16 protein-coding genes and 1 tRNA gene are annotated in these 16,096 nt (G+C 59.0%); 9 read left to right on the forward strand and 8 right to left on the reverse strand.

Going from position 1 to position 16,096, the window contains the following annotated elements; genetic code table 11:
- Positions 1–4 precede the first annotated feature (4 nt).
- The 4 genes from RID42_12705 to RID42_12720 all read left to right on the forward strand — a co-directional run bounded on the left by RID42_12705 (position 5) and on the right by RID42_12720 (position 3,666).
- A complete protein-coding gene (locus tag RID42_12705; protein MEQ8248531.1) occupies positions 5–1,165 on the forward strand; it encodes an aminotransferase in 1,161 nt (386 codons plus the stop codon).
- A 156-nt stretch (positions 1,166–1,321) separates the two neighbouring features.
- Positions 1,322–1,831: a chemotaxis protein CheW gene (locus tag RID42_12710; protein ID MEQ8248532.1), complete on the forward strand. Its 510-nt coding sequence runs from the start codon at positions 1,322–1,324 to the stop codon at positions 1,829–1,831.
- A gap of 71 nt (positions 1,832–1,902) precedes the next feature.
- A tRNA-His gene (locus tag RID42_12715) sits at positions 1,903–1,979 on the forward strand.
- Between the two features lie 103 nt (positions 1,980–2,082).
- Positions 2,083–3,666, forward strand: a complete 1,584-nt coding sequence (locus RID42_12720; protein ID MEQ8248533.1) for a fused MFS/spermidine synthase — start codon at positions 2,083–2,085, stop codon at positions 3,664–3,666.
- On the opposite strand, the gene RID42_12725 is transcribed toward RID42_12720, so the two are convergent.
- Together RID42_12725 and RID42_12730 are read right to left on the reverse strand one after the other, a co-directional pair.
- Positions 3,659–4,351, reverse strand: coding sequence for a hypothetical protein (locus tag RID42_12725; GenBank protein MEQ8248534.1), 693 nt, complete (start codon positions 4,349–4,351; stop codon positions 3,659–3,661). The genes RID42_12720 and RID42_12725 overlap by 8 nt on opposite strands.
- Before the next feature lie 37 nt (positions 4,352–4,388).
- Positions 4,389–5,690: a pentapeptide repeat-containing protein gene (locus RID42_12730; GenBank protein MEQ8248535.1), complete on the reverse strand. Its 1,302-nt coding sequence runs from the start codon at positions 5,688–5,690 to the stop codon at positions 4,389–4,391.
- Positions 5,691–6,013: 323 nt separating this feature from the next.
- Between RID42_12730 and RID42_12735 the strand changes: the two genes are divergently transcribed.
- Positions 6,014–6,907 carry a MotA/TolQ/ExbB proton channel family protein gene (locus RID42_12735; protein MEQ8248536.1) on the forward strand — a complete coding sequence of 298 codons (894 nt, stop codon included), beginning with the start codon at positions 6,014–6,016 and terminating at the stop codon, positions 6,905–6,907.
- Positions 6,908–6,909: 2 nt separating this feature from the next.
- Positions 6,910–7,686 (forward strand): type VI secretion system protein TssL, long form, encoded by a 777-nt coding sequence (gene tssL / locus RID42_12740; GenBank protein MEQ8248537.1) that lies wholly within the window; start codon positions 6,910–6,912, stop codon positions 7,684–7,686.
- A gap of 4 nt (positions 7,687–7,690) precedes the next feature.
- Here tssL and RID42_12745 read toward each other — a convergent pair whose 3' ends face one another.
- The 4 genes from RID42_12745 to RID42_12760 form a co-directional block, all read right to left on the reverse strand.
- A complete protein-coding gene (locus RID42_12745; GenBank protein MEQ8248538.1) occupies positions 7,691–8,905 on the reverse strand; it encodes an MFS transporter in 1,215 nt (404 codons plus the stop codon).
- The gene (locus RID42_12750) at positions 8,902–10,095 is read right to left on the reverse strand and encodes an MFS transporter (GenBank protein ID MEQ8248539.1); all 1,194 of its coding nucleotides are present in this window, start codon (positions 10,093–10,095) and stop codon (positions 8,902–8,904) included. Before RID42_12750 ends, RID42_12745 begins: the two co-directional genes overlap by 4 nt.
- A gap of 95 nt (positions 10,096–10,190) precedes the next feature.
- Positions 10,191–11,342 carry a serine hydrolase domain-containing protein gene (locus RID42_12755; protein ID MEQ8248540.1) on the reverse strand — a complete coding sequence of 384 codons (1,152 nt, stop codon included), beginning with the start codon at positions 11,340–11,342 and terminating at the stop codon, positions 10,191–10,193.
- Between the two features lie 97 nt (positions 11,343–11,439).
- Positions 11,440–12,300 carry a hypothetical protein gene (locus tag RID42_12760; protein ID MEQ8248541.1) on the reverse strand — a complete coding sequence of 287 codons (861 nt, stop codon included), beginning with the start codon at positions 12,298–12,300 and terminating at the stop codon, positions 11,440–11,442.
- Between the two features lie 113 nt (positions 12,301–12,413).
- On the opposite strand from RID42_12760, the gene RID42_12765 reads away from it, so the two are divergent.
- Positions 12,414–13,331: a DMT family transporter gene (locus RID42_12765; GenBank protein ID MEQ8248542.1), complete on the forward strand. Its 918-nt coding sequence runs from the start codon at positions 12,414–12,416 to the stop codon at positions 13,329–13,331.
- On the opposite strand, the gene RID42_12770 is transcribed toward RID42_12765, so the two are convergent.
- On the reverse strand, positions 13,332–14,009 hold the full coding sequence (locus RID42_12770; GenBank protein MEQ8248543.1) for a hypothetical protein: 678 nt from the start codon (positions 14,007–14,009) through the stop codon (positions 13,332–13,334).
- Positions 14,010–14,080: 71 nt separating this feature from the next.
- Between RID42_12770 and RID42_12775 the strand changes: the two genes are divergently transcribed.
- Positions 14,081–14,647: an NUDIX domain-containing protein gene (locus RID42_12775; GenBank protein ID MEQ8248544.1), complete on the forward strand. Its 567-nt coding sequence runs from the start codon at positions 14,081–14,083 to the stop codon at positions 14,645–14,647.
- A gap of 1 nt (position 14,648) precedes the next feature.
- Here the strand turns inward: RID42_12775 and RID42_12780 are convergent, their stop codons facing one another.
- The gene (locus tag RID42_12780; protein ID MEQ8248545.1) at positions 14,649–15,329 is read right to left on the reverse strand and encodes a DUF3108 domain-containing protein; all 681 of its coding nucleotides are present in this window, start codon (positions 15,327–15,329) and stop codon (positions 14,649–14,651) included.
- Between the two features lie 100 nt (positions 15,330–15,429).
- Between RID42_12780 and RID42_12785 the strand changes: the two genes are divergently transcribed.
- On the forward strand, positions 15,430–16,095 hold the full coding sequence (locus RID42_12785; GenBank protein ID MEQ8248546.1) for an SDR family oxidoreductase: 666 nt from the start codon (positions 15,430–15,432) through the stop codon (positions 16,093–16,095).
- The last annotated feature ends 1 nt before the right edge of the window (position 16,096 follow it).

The following is a 16,096-nucleotide window of genomic DNA, read 5'->3' on the forward strand; positions in this document are numbered from 1 at the left end:
TTAGATGAAACCAGCCAACTCCGTTCTCTCTTCCTTCGGCACAACGATTTTCGAGGTCATGTCGCGCCTCGCGATCGAGCACAAATCGGTCAATCTCGGTCAGGGGTTCCCGGATGGGAACGGGCCTGACGATGTACGCGCCGTCGCCCACGAAGCGTTGGACGACGCGCCTAACCAGTATCCGCCGATGATGGGCGTTCCGGCGCTTCGCCAAGCCGTCGCGGCCCACGACAAACGCTTCTACGACATCGACGTCGATTGGCAGCACGAAACGATCGTGGCATCGGGGGCGACCGAGGTCCTCGCGGCGGCGCTTTTCGGCCTGCTGGACCGGGGCGATGAGATCGTCATGTTCGAACCGCTATACGATTCCTACATACCGATCGCCCAGTTGGCGGGTGCGACGGTCAAGCTCGTCCGTCTCCAGCCGCCGGATTGGCGGGTGCCGCTGGACGAGCTCGCGGCGGCGTTTGGACCCAAGACCAAAGCAATCCTGATCAACTCACCGCTCAATCCAGCCGGAAAAGTCTTCACTCGGGCGGAACTCGAGGCAGTCGCCGATCTCGTCCAACGGCACGATGCCTATGCTATTTGCGACGAGGTCTACGAGCACATCGTTTTCGACGGTACGCCGCACGTTCCTCTGATGACGCTTCCGGGCATGCGCGAGCGCTGCATCCGAATTGGCTCGGCCGGGAAGACCTTTTCGCTGACCGGCTGGAAAGTGGGGTACGGCACCGCCGCGCCCGAGGTCATGGCACCGGTCGCAAAAGCCCACCAATTCCTCACCTTCACCACGCCGCCCAATCTCCAGCGCGCCGTTGCCTACGGTCTAGCCAAGGAAGACGCCTACTTCGCGGCGCTCAGCGGCGACATGCAGGCCAGCCGGGACCGTTTGGCCAAGGGCCTAACGGAGATCGGCTTTGCAGTCGCGCCGTGTCAGGGGACCTACTTCCTCAACGCAGATTTCCGCCCCCTCGGGTTCATGGGGAGCGATGAAGAGTTTTGCCGGCATATTACCGTTGAGGCTGGCGTCACCGGCGTCCCGGTCAGTGCCTTCTACATGGGTGGCGACGGGCCCGCGCATTTTGCCCGGTTCTGCTTTTGTAAAGAGGACGCCACGATCGACGCGGCGCTAGAGCGCCTAAAAGCCCACTTTTCTTAAGTTTTCCTGAGTTGGCGTATCGTGGTGCGCCGAGTGGACGCTTGGGAGGAATCCGGACCCGATACGCAATTGCCCGTATTTTGTTGAGCGCCGACGCGGGGTATACCGTTCCAACGAACCTTTTTTTGAGCCTTGCGTGGGCTAGGAGGACAGGCGATGACGACAGAGTCCTATGCCAAAGAAGATCACCGCGAAGCGGTCAACAACGCCGAGCGGGCAACTGCGCAGTTCATCGCCTTTCAGGTCGACGACCGGGAATACGGGATCGACATCCTGTCGGTACGCGAAATTCGCGGCTGGTCGCCGGTTACCGGTGTCCCGAACTCGCCAAATGAGGTTCTCGGGATCGTCAATTTGCGCGGCGCGATCGTGCCCATCATCGACCTCAAAGCCTGTTTCGGTGACGGCACCACGGACATTGCCAAATCGAATGTCGTCGTGATTGTACGGATCGAACACCACGTGGTCGGACTTGTCGTCGATGCGGTTTCGGACATTCTCTCGGTCAACCCGAGTGCCATCCAACCGATGCCGGAACTGCAAGGCGGCGGCGCCAAGCTCGTCCCGCAGATCATCAACTACGAAGGGCGGCTCCTCGGGGTTCTGGATCTCAGCCGGATCATGGACCTGGACAAGCTTGAAGGGGTCGCCGCGACCGTACAGTAACGGACCATTCTTGACGGCTTCCCACCGGTCGGGCAAATAAGGCGCCCGGGCCAGTCCCGGTCGGTCTTGTGGTGGGCGTAGCTCAGTTGGTCAGAGCGCCGGGTTGTGGTCCCGGAGGTCGGGGGTTCGAGACCCCTCGCTCACCCCATTCCGCAGTGGCCGCCGGCGCGCCAAAGTGGGCCGGCCGACGCATCCACTTACGTGGGACTACCGCCTAGACCGGGGCGCGATCAGACTGCGAGGAGACCGCCTTGACCACGTCGATCCGCCACGAAGTGATGATTTTCCTGACGGGGGCCGCGGTCCTCGCCCTTGAAGTTCTCGCCTCCCGCATTCTCACGCCCTATTTCGGAGTCAGCCTGTTCATCTGGGCCGGCATTCTCTCGATCACGCTAACCTTCTTAGCGGTCGGTTATTACGGCGGCAGCATTCTCAGCAAGCGGCTCAGTCAGTCGTCATTGGAATTCGCCTACCTCGCCGCGCCGGCGGCGGCCGCCCTGGCGATTGCCCTTGGTGCCGCGGCTTATCCGGTGTTGTTTCCGCTCCTGACCGGCGCGAACCTCGTGTTCGCGAGCTTCCTCGGCAGCGCCATTCTCCTCGCGTTCCCTTTGGTGGCGCTCTCGGGCATGAACCCGTTACTGGTTGCCCTGCAACGCGGGCGGGACGATCGCGGCGACGGCGGCGCCGGGCGCGTGTTCTTCGTCAGCACCATCGGCTCGGTCGCCGGCGTCCTGGCCACGGCCTTTCTCTTCATTCCGCTCATGCGCAACTATACCGGCGTCCTGTTCCTGGCCCTGGCGCTCTGCGCCCTCGTTCTGATCTACACCGCCGCATCGAAGGGCCTTACGGGGCGGCAGCGCGCGTGGCTGTTCGGCGGCACGGCGATCGCAATCGTTGTTGCCGGTGCCCTTTTGCTGGGGCAGCAGCGCTACCTCCAAATGGTCGGCGGCAAGCCCGACTTCGAATTTGAAATCAAGGCCGAGTACACCTCGGTCTTCGGCAACATCAAGATCATCGAACTGACCCCCCGGACAATCGGCGCCGAACCGCTTGTTGCCTTTCTACAGGACGGATTGGTGCAGAACCGGGCGCTCGGCGATGGATCGTCGATTTCGCTCTATACCTATTTCTTGGAATCGATTCCCTTCGCCTTCCGCACCGATCCGAAAAGCGCTCTGATTTTAGGGCTCGGGGCAGGGATCGTTCCCCGCAACCTCCAGGCGGACGGCCTCGACGTGACCGTGGTCGAGATCAACCGCGACGCTCTCCGCGCCGCGCGCGAGTACTTTCGCTTCGACAGCGATCTCGTCGATGTCCGCATCGAAGATGCCCGCACCTACGTTCGCCACTGCGGCCGGACCTACGATGTCGCCATTGTCGACTTGTTTCACGGTGACAACACGCCCGATTATTTGATGACCCACGAATTCTTCGCCGATTTGGCGAAGTGCATGGACCGAGACTCGGTCCTCGTGATCAACGCGTTTTTCGATTCGCAGGACGAGCGTCCCAATCAACGGGTGCGGGCCACGATCGCTTCGGTATTTCCGGAGTTGTTCGAGTTTCGCTCGCCCGACGGGGCGGCGTATTTGGCGGCGGCGAAGGTCGATCTCGGCGCGCCCGATCCTTTGCGTCCCACCCAGTTGCCGGCTTTCTTGCGCCAAAACTTCAGTATTGCGGCCGGCAACGTCCACCGGATCGATGCGGCGGCAATTCAAGGCGTTCCGCCCATTACCGACGATCACAACGTCTTCAAGGTTCTCTTTTCCAGCGCCGACCGCCGGTTGCGGCGCAACCTGGCGGACGGCCTGCCGCTTCAGTTTCTGGTCAACTGATCCGCGAAGTGGCGATCACGAAGGATCGCCGGGCCACAGAACCGACCGACCGCAGCGAGAGGTAAAGGTGAGTGAGGGTGGGGATCATCGCCGATAACCCCATCACGATCCCGAAGTAGATATTCTTGAGTTCATCCCGGCCCGTCGGGTCTTGCAGGGCGCGCACGAGCCGGTCTTGATACACGCTGCCGCGCTCAGCCAACGACTCAGGCGCCATACCGACGACACTGACGAGCCACCCCGAGACCGAGAACACGAACAGCACCCACAACGTCGCGAGCCCGGCAACGACCCCGTCTACACTCAGATGTGTCGCATAGGACAGGTTCGAGGTCCTTGTTAGCGCCCGGCGCACCATGTAGAGCGTGACGAATAGCGAAAGCGAATCGAATACGGCGCCGAGGAGGCCGACCGGCACCTGCACCCAGAAATAGTGAACGCGTTCCGGCCCAAAGGCGACTTCGGGAAACGCCGTCACCATCGCGATCCAATAGCAAAGAACGTTCAAACCGACGAAAAATAGGAAGAGCTTGGCGTAGAAGTATTTGGTCCTGTTTCGCCTATCCTCGAGGGTGCCAAGCAACGCCGCAAGCCTGGCGCGCCAAAGTTCCATAACATTGCGCTTCGCGTCCGGATCGATGGATGCGTCGCGTAGTTGGATTCGTTGCCCGAAGTCGTGCTGCATTGTCTTGCGCCGCGCGTGTGTCCAATACCTGAGCAACTCAGGACTTTTTGGCGAGGCCTGTCCCGGTGAGGTCCGCGCCGACTAGTGCAGCGCCGGAAACATCCGTTCCCGTCAGAATGGTGTTTCTTAGATTCGCAAAGTCGAACCGTGTTCCCGTCAGTTTGGCGCCCGAAAGATCGGCCTCCGATAAATCCACCCGGCTGAACACCGCCCCCGATAGATCGGCGCCAGCGAAAACAGCGCGCGCGAATTTTGCGCCTTCACAGGCCGTATCCGTTAAGTCGGCGTCTTTGAAATCCGCATCGCGTAAAAGCGCACCGTTGAGTTGGGCCGCCGTGAGTTGGGCCGATGCAAATCGCGTGACCTGTTTTTGGCCGGTTTTCTTTCCACCGTTACCGATGATCTCCATCGGGTCACCTTTGGTCTCGCTCAGCCGGGCGCGCCTTAGGTTGCTCCCGGTAAAATTGGCACCGGATACCTCGGCGCGGCGGATGTCGGTTCCCGACAAATCGGTGTCGCGGAGGTCGGCGAGGATCAAAAGGGCCCGCGAAAGGTTGGCGCCGCTGAGATTGGCGCCGCGCAGGTTGGCGCCGCTCAGGTAGACGCCCGCGAGGTTGTGCCCGCTAAGGTCGATTTTGCTGAGATCGGCGCGTTTGCCCTCTTCGCCGAAGGTGTCTACCCACAGCGCGTGATCGCGTAGCATCGTTTGAACATCGACGGGAAGGGTCGCGGTTCCCGGACTGATACTCGCGCCCTCAAGGTTCATCCCAGTAAGATTGGCGCCACTCAGAACCGATCCCCGGAAGTTCGCGCCCTGGGCGGTCGCATTCGAGAGGTTGGCGTGTTGAAGGTTGGCGCTGCTGAAATTGGCTTGCCGCAGCTGGGCGCCCTCGAACGACGCGGAGCTTAAATCGGCACCGGATAGGTCGACCGCGGCAGGGCGGCCCTGGGTGACCAGGCCGGTGCGGGCGAGGGAGCCGTCATCGCCGCCGATGATAAGTCCGGGACGCAAGTCCGCACCTTCGAAGTTCGCCTCAGGCAGCTTTGCGCGTCGAAAGCTGGCGCCTCTCAGGTCGCTTCGTTCGAAACTTGCGCCGGCAGCCTCGGCCGCATTGAAGTTGCTGCCGAATAAATCTGCCGAACTGAAATCGCACCCGTTCAGTGTACATCCCGAAAAATTGACCCCCGAGAGAAGCGCGTTACCAAGCTTTAGGTTGCGGAACCGCAGGCCAGACAAATTTGCGCGCGCGAGGTCGGCCCGGCGTCCGCCCGTGAGGCCAGCCAAATAGCGCTCGTGACCGCGTACTACTGCGACAAATTGTTCGGACGTTAATGCCATGTAGCGGGCCCGAATGACTCCAAAGGTCGACCGTTATTTCGAATTTGATGAAATCTTCTCTGGATTTCCCTGCCACAACTTGTCTCAAGCAAGTTGTGTGGCGGTTGTGATCTTCGCATGACATCGCCTTCGTGAAAAGCCACGTTAAGGGGGAACCCTTAGGAGGATGCGGGCGGCACCGGTTCGGCTGTCTCCTTATAGACAACACTCCCGATTTATTGAGAATGAGAATGCGGGGGTCGGTGCGAGTTCTACAACGGGTAGGAGGCCCCGGATTGAGTCAATTGAGTAAGATGTATAGTTGGTTTGGAGTGGGCAAGTAGATGGATATTGCTACTTTCCTAGGCCTCATTGTTGGCGTTGGCGTTATAGGCGCTGCCGTCATGGTGGGTTCGGACCTTGGCGTGTTCCTTAACCTTCCCGGCTTTCTCATCGTCGTCGGCGGTACTTTCGCGGCGACCCTCATCAAATTTCCAATTTCGAATCTAGCCGGAGCCCTTTGGGACGGTATCAAGGTTGCATTCATTTCGCGCCGGACCGATGCCCAACAGTTGATCGAGCAAGCTGGCCAATTGGCAACTGTCGCGCGTAAGAAAGGCGTCCTCGCGCTCGAAGATCAGCCGATCGGTAATTCCTTCTTGCGGAAGGGGATCATGATGATTGTGGACGGCGCAGGGCCGGAACACATTCATCAAGTTCTTACCCGCGATATGACGCAGTCCATTCAGCGCGAAGAGAACGGTGAACGGATTTTCCGCGCGATCGGGGATTCGGCGCCAGCGTTCGGAATGATTGGGACCCTTGTCGGTCTCGTCCAAACGTTGAGCCAAATGGCCGATCCCGCTGCTATCGGTCCGAACATGGCGATCGCGCTCCTCACGACGCTCTACGGCGCCGTCGTGGCTTACCTCTTGGCCAATCCGATCGCGGAAAAACTCTCGACCAAAGCGATCCAAGATCGCAGCAACCGGGAACTTATTCTCGATAGCGTTCTCGGTATTCAACGCGGCGAGAACCCGCGTGTGATTGTTGAGTTGCTCGAAGCCTACGTAAAGAATGATCGGCGCCAGGGTGCCTCGGATCAGCGTGAGGAACAGGAAGAGCGTCGCACCAAGCGCGCCGCAGCGGCGCCTGAGGGCGCAAGGCCTGCCGCGCGTCCGGCGAAAAAGAAGGCGTCTCTCACTGAACAACACGCCGCTCGCACGAAAGCCAAATAGCGATGATCAAGAAAGTCGTTGGATCGTCCGCGCCCGCCTGGATGGTCACCTTTGCGGATCTGGCTCTCCTCTTGATGGCGTTCTTCGTTTTGATGATGTCGTTTTCGTCGATTGACTTGGCCAAGTATCGCAACGTGTCGGAGTCGATGAGCGAAGCGTTCAACGACGCCCTCGGTGCTTTCGATCAACCGCTAGCGGGTCGGATCGGTGAGGAAAAGGCCGACTCCGACACGTTCAAGGAAGAGGCTGGCAACGCGGCCTCGCAGGTTGGCGAGAGCGACGACGAAACCCGCAAAAAAATGCAAGAAACGTTCTCGTCGCTGAAGTCGGTGCTTCGCAAGGAGGTCACCGAAGGGAAGGTCAGTGTCGAGAGCAGCGGGAACGCGGTCATCATTCGTTTTGACGACTCCGCGTATTTCACAGCCGGCAGCGAAGCGCTTTCACCGGCGATGGCACCGGTCCTGCAACGGGTTGCAAACGTCTTGATGACGAGCCCGGGTACCATCGTAGTCGAGGGCCATACCGACAGCGTGCCTATTTCGACCGACCGTTTTCGGTCGAACTGGGATTTATCGACGGCGCGGGCAGCTTCGGTTGTAACCGAACTTCTTCAATTTGCGCCTATCAAGAACGATCGCGTGGTCGTTCAAGGTCATTCGGATACGAAACCGGTTGCGCCGAACGATTCGGCCGAGAATAGGGCTAAGAATCGGCGAGTCGAGATTCATATTATCGGCGAGGACGGCCAGGACACGACCCTGTCGATTCCGACCCAGTAGCGGCTCAAACCGGTGCGCTAGCACCTCTTCGCCGCACAAAGAAAAATATTCCTACCGCGATCATCGCCGAACCAAGGAGCGCGTAAGCCGTTCTCAAACCCCACACTTCGGCGATCGGTTGGCTCACCAAGGGCGAGAGGAAATGGCCGACAAAAATACTCGTCGCCAGTCCGCCTAAAATCCGGCCTCGCAGGCGTTCCGGTGCGATATCGATTACCCAAAGCGATAGATTAGGCATCAGCAGGCCGAGGCAGGCACCGGTCAGACTGAGGACGAAGAGAATGGACACGAGGTCCGTTGCCGCGGCCATGAGCCAATAGCTCACGCCGAATCCACCAAATGCGATTATGAAGATCGAGTCGCGGCTAAATACCCGGCGGAACCAAGCAAACGAGAACATCGAAACGGACGCCGATGCCAAGGAGATCAGCGCCATCGCCAGTCCGGCGACTGTCGGACTGGCGACGCCGATATCGCGCAAGAAAAACGCGAGTTGGGTGGGACCCATGTAGAAGGCGACACTCTGCAAGACGCCGATGCCGTAAAGCATTGCGATAACGGAAAGGGGCGCGGCCAAGGACTTTTGTAGATCGGCGCCGTCGATCGTGCGATTGCGATCCGGTTCAAAAATAAAGATGACGGCGAGGGGCAGGATCGCGAAAGCCAGTAGATAGACCAAGAATGGCGCACGCCAATCGACCGACGCCAAGATTCCGCCAAGGGTAAGGAAGACCACCCCACCGTACTGGATAAACCCTTGGCGAAACCCCATGAAACGCTCACGGACTCGACCTGAAAAGTAATCGCCTAGCAGTGTTGAGGAGACCGTCATGACGGCTGCGACGGCTAAACCGAGGACGGCCCTGCTGATCAAGATGCCGCTTAGCGAATCGAGGAAATAGCCAGCGGATCCGGCAAAACCGTAAAGGAAAATCCCGGCAATCAAGAGGCGCTTACGTCCGAACCGATCCACGATGAGACCGGCCAGCGGGGCGAAGATCGCAATAACGATCGAGGGGAGGGTTATCAAGAAGCGGCTGAGGTATTCGACGCTTGGCGAATCGGCAAAGTGATCTGCCAAGGCAGGCAGCGCCGGTGAGATCGTGGCACCAGCCATGATCGTCATCGTACCGGTCATCAGGAGCGTGAACCTGACAGCGAAGCGTTGGTCCTGGTCGGGGGGGCCCGTGCCCGCCAGTGTCTGATTGGAATCGGTCATGCGGTCGTTCGCTTCCCTATCGACCGTCTTCTCAAGAAGAAGACCACCGAAACCAAGAGCAGGAGGGCCGCTGCGGTCAGGAAAGAGGTCGATAGACCGAAGAACGTCGCAATGCTTTGACTTACCAGAGGTGAGATAAAGAAACCCATCATGATGGCGGTGGCCTGTCCACCCATGATTCTTCCACGAACGCGCAAGGGCGCTAGGTCTAGAAGTCGAATAGAAAAGTTAGCGGTGGTCGATCCTTGGCCGGCACCAAAGAGGAGGAGCCCAAGGAACAAGAGTGGAAGTGTGGCTGCGAGTCCCATCACCAGGAACCCAAACGCACTAAGTGCAAAACCGTAGATGAACATTGTTTCGATGGCTAAGTAACGCCGCAGACGACCGTAGAACAACGCAGTCGTTGCAGTAGCAAGAGTAGAGGCAGCAACGCCGATCCCCGACAGGGCCGGATCGTCGAAGCCCATCTCAATCAAGTAGAAGGGAATCTGAGTGGGGATCATGTAAAACGTGACGCCAAAGATAAACGCCGCGAAATAAAGCCAACTGATCTCCAACCACGGAATCGGCGCGACTTGCGGATCGCCTGTTGCCGCGTCACGTTCGATTCCTGGGCCCGGTTCGAAGACGTACCGGACGATGAGCGGCAGGACAGCGAGGGCCACCAAATAAATAAAGAAGGGCGCGCGCCAATCGACGGTGGCAATAAAGCCTCCCAAAATGAGGTAGACAACACCGCCGAAGTTGTTGGATGCATTTCGGTAACCCATGAAACGGTTGCGCGTCGCGCCAGAGAAGTAGTCGCCGATCAGTGTACCGACTGTCGTCATGATCGCTGCGGTCGAGACGCCGAGGAACGCCCGCGAGATCAAGATCGCCGTGATCGAATCGAAAATCGCCCCCGCGGTACCCGATACCGCGTAGAGAAGAACGCCACCAATCAAGAGCTTGCGGCGTCCGAACTTGTCAATGATGTAGCCCGCGAACGGCGCCAAGATCGCCATGAACAGCGATGGCACGGTAATGATAAAGCGCGCCAAGTAGTCGATGTGGGCGACGTGAACAAAATGTTGCTCAAGGGCGGGAAGAGACGGTGAAACGATCGCACCGGCCATGACGGCGAGCGAAGCGGTCATCAAAAGAGTGATGCGGATCGCAACGGGAGGAGAAAGGTCGGCGACTTGAGGCATAGGTTCTCGGCCGCCGGAAGGGCGTCGCTGAACTATCGTGATCGCAGCGGTCTTGTCACCGTTGGCGAAGTGGCTGTCCGCCGCGCGGTCAGTTGCTAGAGCGCTTTGAAGACCGCCTCTACAAGGGCCTCTCCGCGCGGACCGAGTTCGAGGCTGTCGTGCATGAAATTGGGCGTGTAGCCGAATGCGATCCCGTTCTTGATATCCCCAAACCCGAACGCGCCACCGGCGCCCCAGTGACCGAAAGCCTTTGGGTTCGGTCCCATAGGAAATGTTGGGTTGTTAATCTCGTAGCCGAGCGCAAAACGCACCGGTTTGCCCAAGACTGGGTCGATATCATCGCTCTCGCACTGGAACGTTATCGCGCGGTCTCGGGTTTTCGGGCTCATGATTTTGGTGCCGTTGAACGTGCCACCGGCACGCAACATTTCGAAAAGACCTGCAATGGCGCGGGCATTCCCATGCCCTTGTCCCGACCCGACCTCGTTCGAACGCCAGCCATCGGAATTGAAATCTTCGTTGGGGCCAAAGCCCTGCATCGTGCGGGAGAACAGTGTGTCGGGGTTGTTCTCGACTTCTTCGAAAAGCGCCCGCGGGCTCCCTTTCTGAAGGATGGTCGCGCAACGTCCCTTTTCCTCGGCCGTCAGCGCAAAATTGTAATCGAGGCCGAGCGGCCCGCAGAGTTCTTCGCGATTGAATTGTCCAATACGTTTGCCGGTCAGACGATAAACCAAACCGCCCATCAAATAGCCGTAGGTCATGTTGAGATAAACCGGGTGCACGCCGGGCTCCCAGTTCGGCTTGGTTTGCTCGATCGCCTCGATCATCAGATCCCAGTCGTAGAGATCCCCGGACTCGAGAGGCCGATCGACATAGGAAATAGCGCAACGGTGATCCAGAAGGTGCCGGGTGAGAATGCCTTCTTTGCCGTTTTGGCCGAACTCCGGCCAATACTTGGCGACGGGTTCGTCCAAGTCGATGACCCCGCGGTCAGCGAGCATGTGGCCCATCGTCGAAATCAATGCTTTCGAAACCGAAAACGTCGAAACAATCGTATCGCGGCCCCAGGTTCTTCCGCTCTCGGGGTTGGCGACGCCGCCCCACAGATCCACGACCTTTTGACCGTCGGCGTAAACGCAAACCGCACAGCCAACCTCGCGGCCATCCTTGAGCAGGTTTGTTAGGACATCTCGAACGCCATTGAACTGAGGCGTATTCTTGCCGGAAACGGTTGGATCGCTGCTCATTCGCGGTCTCCATTTAACAGGTGCGGTGATCGACGGCGGGTATTACATCACGCCGTGTCGGTCAACGGAATGGGGGCCACGGTCACAGGTGACAGCGTTAGTTTAGCAGGCGAACGTCTACAAAAACGGTACGCCGGACTTCTCGACCTCCTTGGATCGCGGTGATGTCCGTGCGCGACGTCCCGCTCGAGAGGCCGGTTTCCGTGTCGATGAGTCCGAAGCCGCCGATCTCCAAAATCAGAAGATTTGCTCCTGACCGACCGACGATCTTGCCTGTCAGTTTGGCAACCAACAGCTTTCGACCCGAGACGGTCGTGAGCCCCTTGGCAACGGTGGCGACGTCGTTTTCGACGATGACAGCATCCTCATCGCCCATAATCCCGCGCACCTGTCGTTCCAGCAACCGATGGTAGGAACCTACGTTAAAGACTGATGTATTGATGCGAATCGGCCGGTCGGCGTATGCGAGATCCGCAGCAAATAAATCCACCCACAATTGATGCTGTGGCGTGTTTGGCGGCGGTGCCGCGATACCCTTCTCGATCAACCCAGGAAATGTGACATCTAGGTCACTCACATTGCCGCCCTGCGGGTCCGACCATGCTTCGACGACGATAAGCGGACGATCCGCGGTGACGTGTTGATCGTTTATCGTCAACTCGCTCACTGCAAAGCGACGCGTGAAACCTCCGCGCGTTCGTCGTACGGACCCGGTAAATGTCGTCGTGATCGATTCGCGGCGCTCGTTGGATATCAGGCTTAACGTCTCAACCGCTCCAACGATTCCGGATTTTTCTCCCCAGGAGAGCGTTACCGGGCGTTGAAGAGGCTCGACCGTCCCAATAAATCCGCCGACGCCGCGCGAGGGGTCAAAGCGGGCCAAATCCTGGGCGACAACCGATACGGTATCGCCGAGCAGCAGGCAAGCAAGGACGGCGGCGAGCATTACAGTTCGCATGTGATCCCCCAATCGCGTCCATTAGAGCAGTGGACGGGAGCCGGTGCCAGCGCAAGTGACTTTACCAAAGGGTAAAAATAGCGGCAGTGTGGCCGCCGTTACCGGATAGGACGATGACAACTCCAGCAACCGATAAGCCCGCAGCCGCAATTGGTTACATCGTCCTTGCGATGGCGCTCTTCGCTGGCATGGACGCTGTCGCGAAGTGGCTGGTCGCCGACTTCTCAATCTTTCAGATCCTGGCAATGCGAGGAATATTCTCGATCGCGTTTTTGTTGCCGCTTCTTGTCCGTGGCCACGGGATTGCGGGGATTCTGCGAACTCAGAACCTAACAGGGCAGGTGATGCGGTCGCTCTTGGGCGTGGGGGCGATGTTTGGGTTCTTTGCAGCGCTTCGCGAAATGAAACTCGCGGATGCGACCGCAATCGGGTTTTCCGGATCGCTATTTATGGCAGCGCTGTCGGTACCCCTACTAAAGGAGCGAGTTGGGCTGCGGAGGTGGTTGGCGATTCTTTTCGGGTTCGGTGGCGTTCTTGTCATCGTGCAGCCTGGCACCTCCGCCTTCCAGGCCGCGTCGCTCTACGTCGTGGTTTCGGCTCTCCTCTACGCGCTAATGATGATTGCAACGCGTTGGTTGAGCAGAACCGAAACGAACGTAAGTATGGTTTTCTATCACTCGCTCGTTTCGACGGTGATCGGGTTCGCGGCGCTACCGTTCGTGTGGGTGTCACCCGATCTCGCCGATTGGGGTCTATTTGCCGTGATGGGGGTATTCGCAACAATCGCGCATCTCGCGATCGCCCAGGCCTTTCGCCTTGCGCAGGTGGCGATCGTCGGGCCGTTCGAATATAGCACCCTGCTCTGGGCAACGATCATCGGCTACATCGTGTGGCAGGAAGTGCCCGGTCCCAACGTTTGGTATGGCTCGGTTATGTTGGTGTTGGCCGGTATCTATATTCTCTATCGCGAGACCAAACTCGCGTCGGACGCCCGTCGGGCGGTTCGTGACGCCGCCAAGGCGGCGGAATAACTACCCTTCGTATTCTGCGAGAACGTATGTGGTCTTGAGGAGATCCCAACGGATTTTGACGAACAACAGATCGTCGCCGTGGTACCACACGTGCTCGGGGGGATGGCCCGACTCGCGCAGCGGAAAGACGAAATGCTTAACTTGAAATTTTCCTGCTGGAACGGTCATTTCTTCGTCGCCGACCAATTGGGCGCGAAACTTTCCCCGGCCGATCATCGGGCCCGAAGCGCCGTTCGGTAGCGGCGAACTCATGATCGATGCCCAACCTTGTTCGGCTTCGCCGCTCGACCAGTCCCATGCGCCGAGATGCCAAATGTCGCAGACAACCGGGTGGGCGCCAAAGGACCGCGGCCACTCCATCACAGGCACCTTTTGGGAGATGCGGCCTTCCTTCGCCGTGTAGCCTTCGCATTCGACGTTCGTCGGTCCAAATCGGAACCATGCCGCGCCCATAAACTCCTCCGCGACGGTCAGGCGGACATAGGAGTCGATAGGGCGCCACTCTTTGTCGACGGTATACACAACGTCCCGAAGAATGCGGGTATCGTCCATTTCGCAATGCGACCGCAATGTTCGGGAGCCGTCGGGCTGGACGGTAACCGTGAACCATTCTCTTCCGCGTTCGCCGATGTCGTCGTGGATGTAATCGATTCTGCCGCGGTAGGTCCGGTGTTTCATGGCGAGCTTCCGTTACAGGATGAATTGAACTAGGTGACGTTGGGATAGGTCACCAGCAAACAGGAGAGACGATGTCGCGGAAAGCAGAAATAATCCGCCGAGACACGGTTTACCAGGGCTACTTCGACCTTGAAGAGGTGGCGTTCAAGCATACCACGGTCGACGGTGGGATGAGCCCAGCGATAAATCGCCTCGTCCTCAATGTCGGAGAGGTCGCAGCCGGACTCCTGATCGACCGCCACCGCCGTAGGGTCGTCCTGGTGGAGCAATTCCGCCTACCGGCCCTGGACCGCGATGGCGGCTGGCTAACCGAAGTCGTGGCGGGCAGGGTGGACCCTGGCGAAACGCCGGTGGATGCCTTTCGCCGCGAGACGTTGGAAGAAGCCGGTTACGAGATCGCCGACCCCGTCCAAATCCACCGGTTCTATCCGGCCAGCGGCACCCTGGCGGAGCATATGACGCTGTTCTGTGCCGAGCTCGGGCAACGGGTGAACGAGGGCGGCGGTACCGATGCCGACGAAGACATCCGCGTCCTCGATTGGAGCTATGCGGAGTTCTTTTCCGCCCTCGACAACGGGCGCATCATTGACGCCAAGACGATAATTGCCGGGCTGTGGCTGCGCCAAACACAGGGGTAGCTCAGCCCTGAGTTCCCGTGGTCTCCTGCAACAAATAGGTCGTGGAAAGGACGTCGAAACGCATTTTGACCAGCAGCCTGTCGTTCAGCGTGCACCATGCATCCATACGATCGTGCCCTTCCTTGTCGACATAGGTGACGCGTTCGCACTCAAAACTTCCCGCGGGGGCCTCGACGGTTTCCTTGCCGCGGTAACGGAAGCGATGCTGGGAGATGCCGAGCATCGGGCCCGATGCACCGTTTGCCAGAGGCGAGCAGGTGGCGGACGTGAAGGTTTGTATTTCCTCCTGTTTGGATCGTTCGATATTGGCAAAATGCCAAACATCGCAGGCCACCGGGTGGGTTACGAACGAATGCGGCGGTTCGTCGAACGCCATCGTTTGGGAAATCCTGCCTTCGTTCGCGGTAAACCCTTCGCACTCGACTTGCTTGCCGTTGAAGCGAAACCAGCTCGATCCGAGGAATTCGTCTCTGACGGAGACTCGGACAAAGACGTCCTTGGGTCGCCAGTTCATATCGACGGTGGACGTGACATCGCGCAAGACCTGTGAGTCATCCATTTCACATAGGGCCCGCAGCGTTCGATCACCGTTGCCATGCACCGTTACCGTGCACCACTCTCGACCGCGTTCACCGGTGTCTCCGAGGTACTGAATCTTGTAGCTGTAGGTTCGATGTTGCATCCGGTATCTCGTCTAGTTGTCGCTGTCCGGCTGGTACTGCGGGCCGTGCCGAGGGTAGTCTTTCTCTCGAACGCAAACGGGCGTCTGGGGAGGGTCGTCATTGCCTCATATCTTTGTAGCCGGTGCAAGCCGGCGAGTCGGGTTCGAGACGGTAAAAGTTCTTCGCGCTAAGGGATACGACGTATCGTGCTGCTTTCGGAGCGAGTCTGACCGTACAACGGTCGAGCAGACGGGGGCGCGAGTCGAGATCGTCGACGCCTTTGACGCGGGCGTCCTTGCCGATGCAATTGCCCGGGCCGGCGCGCTCGACGCGGTTATTTGTACGCTCGGCGGCAAGCCCGGCGACGAACCGAGGGTGGATTTCGTCGGCGCCAAGCACAGTATCGATGGGACGAAAGCCGCAGGCATCAAGCGGTTTCTGTTCGTCACCGCCATAGGCTGTGGCAACACTTGGGACATCCTAGGCGAAAAGGCGCAAGGGTTTCTCGGTCCCGCGATTGAGGCGAAGAACAAAGCCGAGGAATATCTGTTCGCAAGCGGGCTGGATTACACGGTCCTGCGACCGGGCGGCTTGTCGGACGACCCCGCGACGGGGAACGGCTTTCTGACCCGGAATGCCGATGTCCTTGGCACCGTGACCCGCGCGGACGTCGCAGCGCAACTCGTCCGCTGTCTGGAGAACAGCACAACCAGGGGCAAGGTCTACCAAGTTCTCGACCGCACCCAGATGCGGACCGAAACGCCCTACGTCGAAGAAGTTCTCTAGC

It is taken from the genome of Alphaproteobacteria bacterium (assembly GCA_040216735.1).
Taxonomy (GTDB): Bacteria; Pseudomonadota; Alphaproteobacteria; order SHVP01; family SHVP01; genus CALJDF01.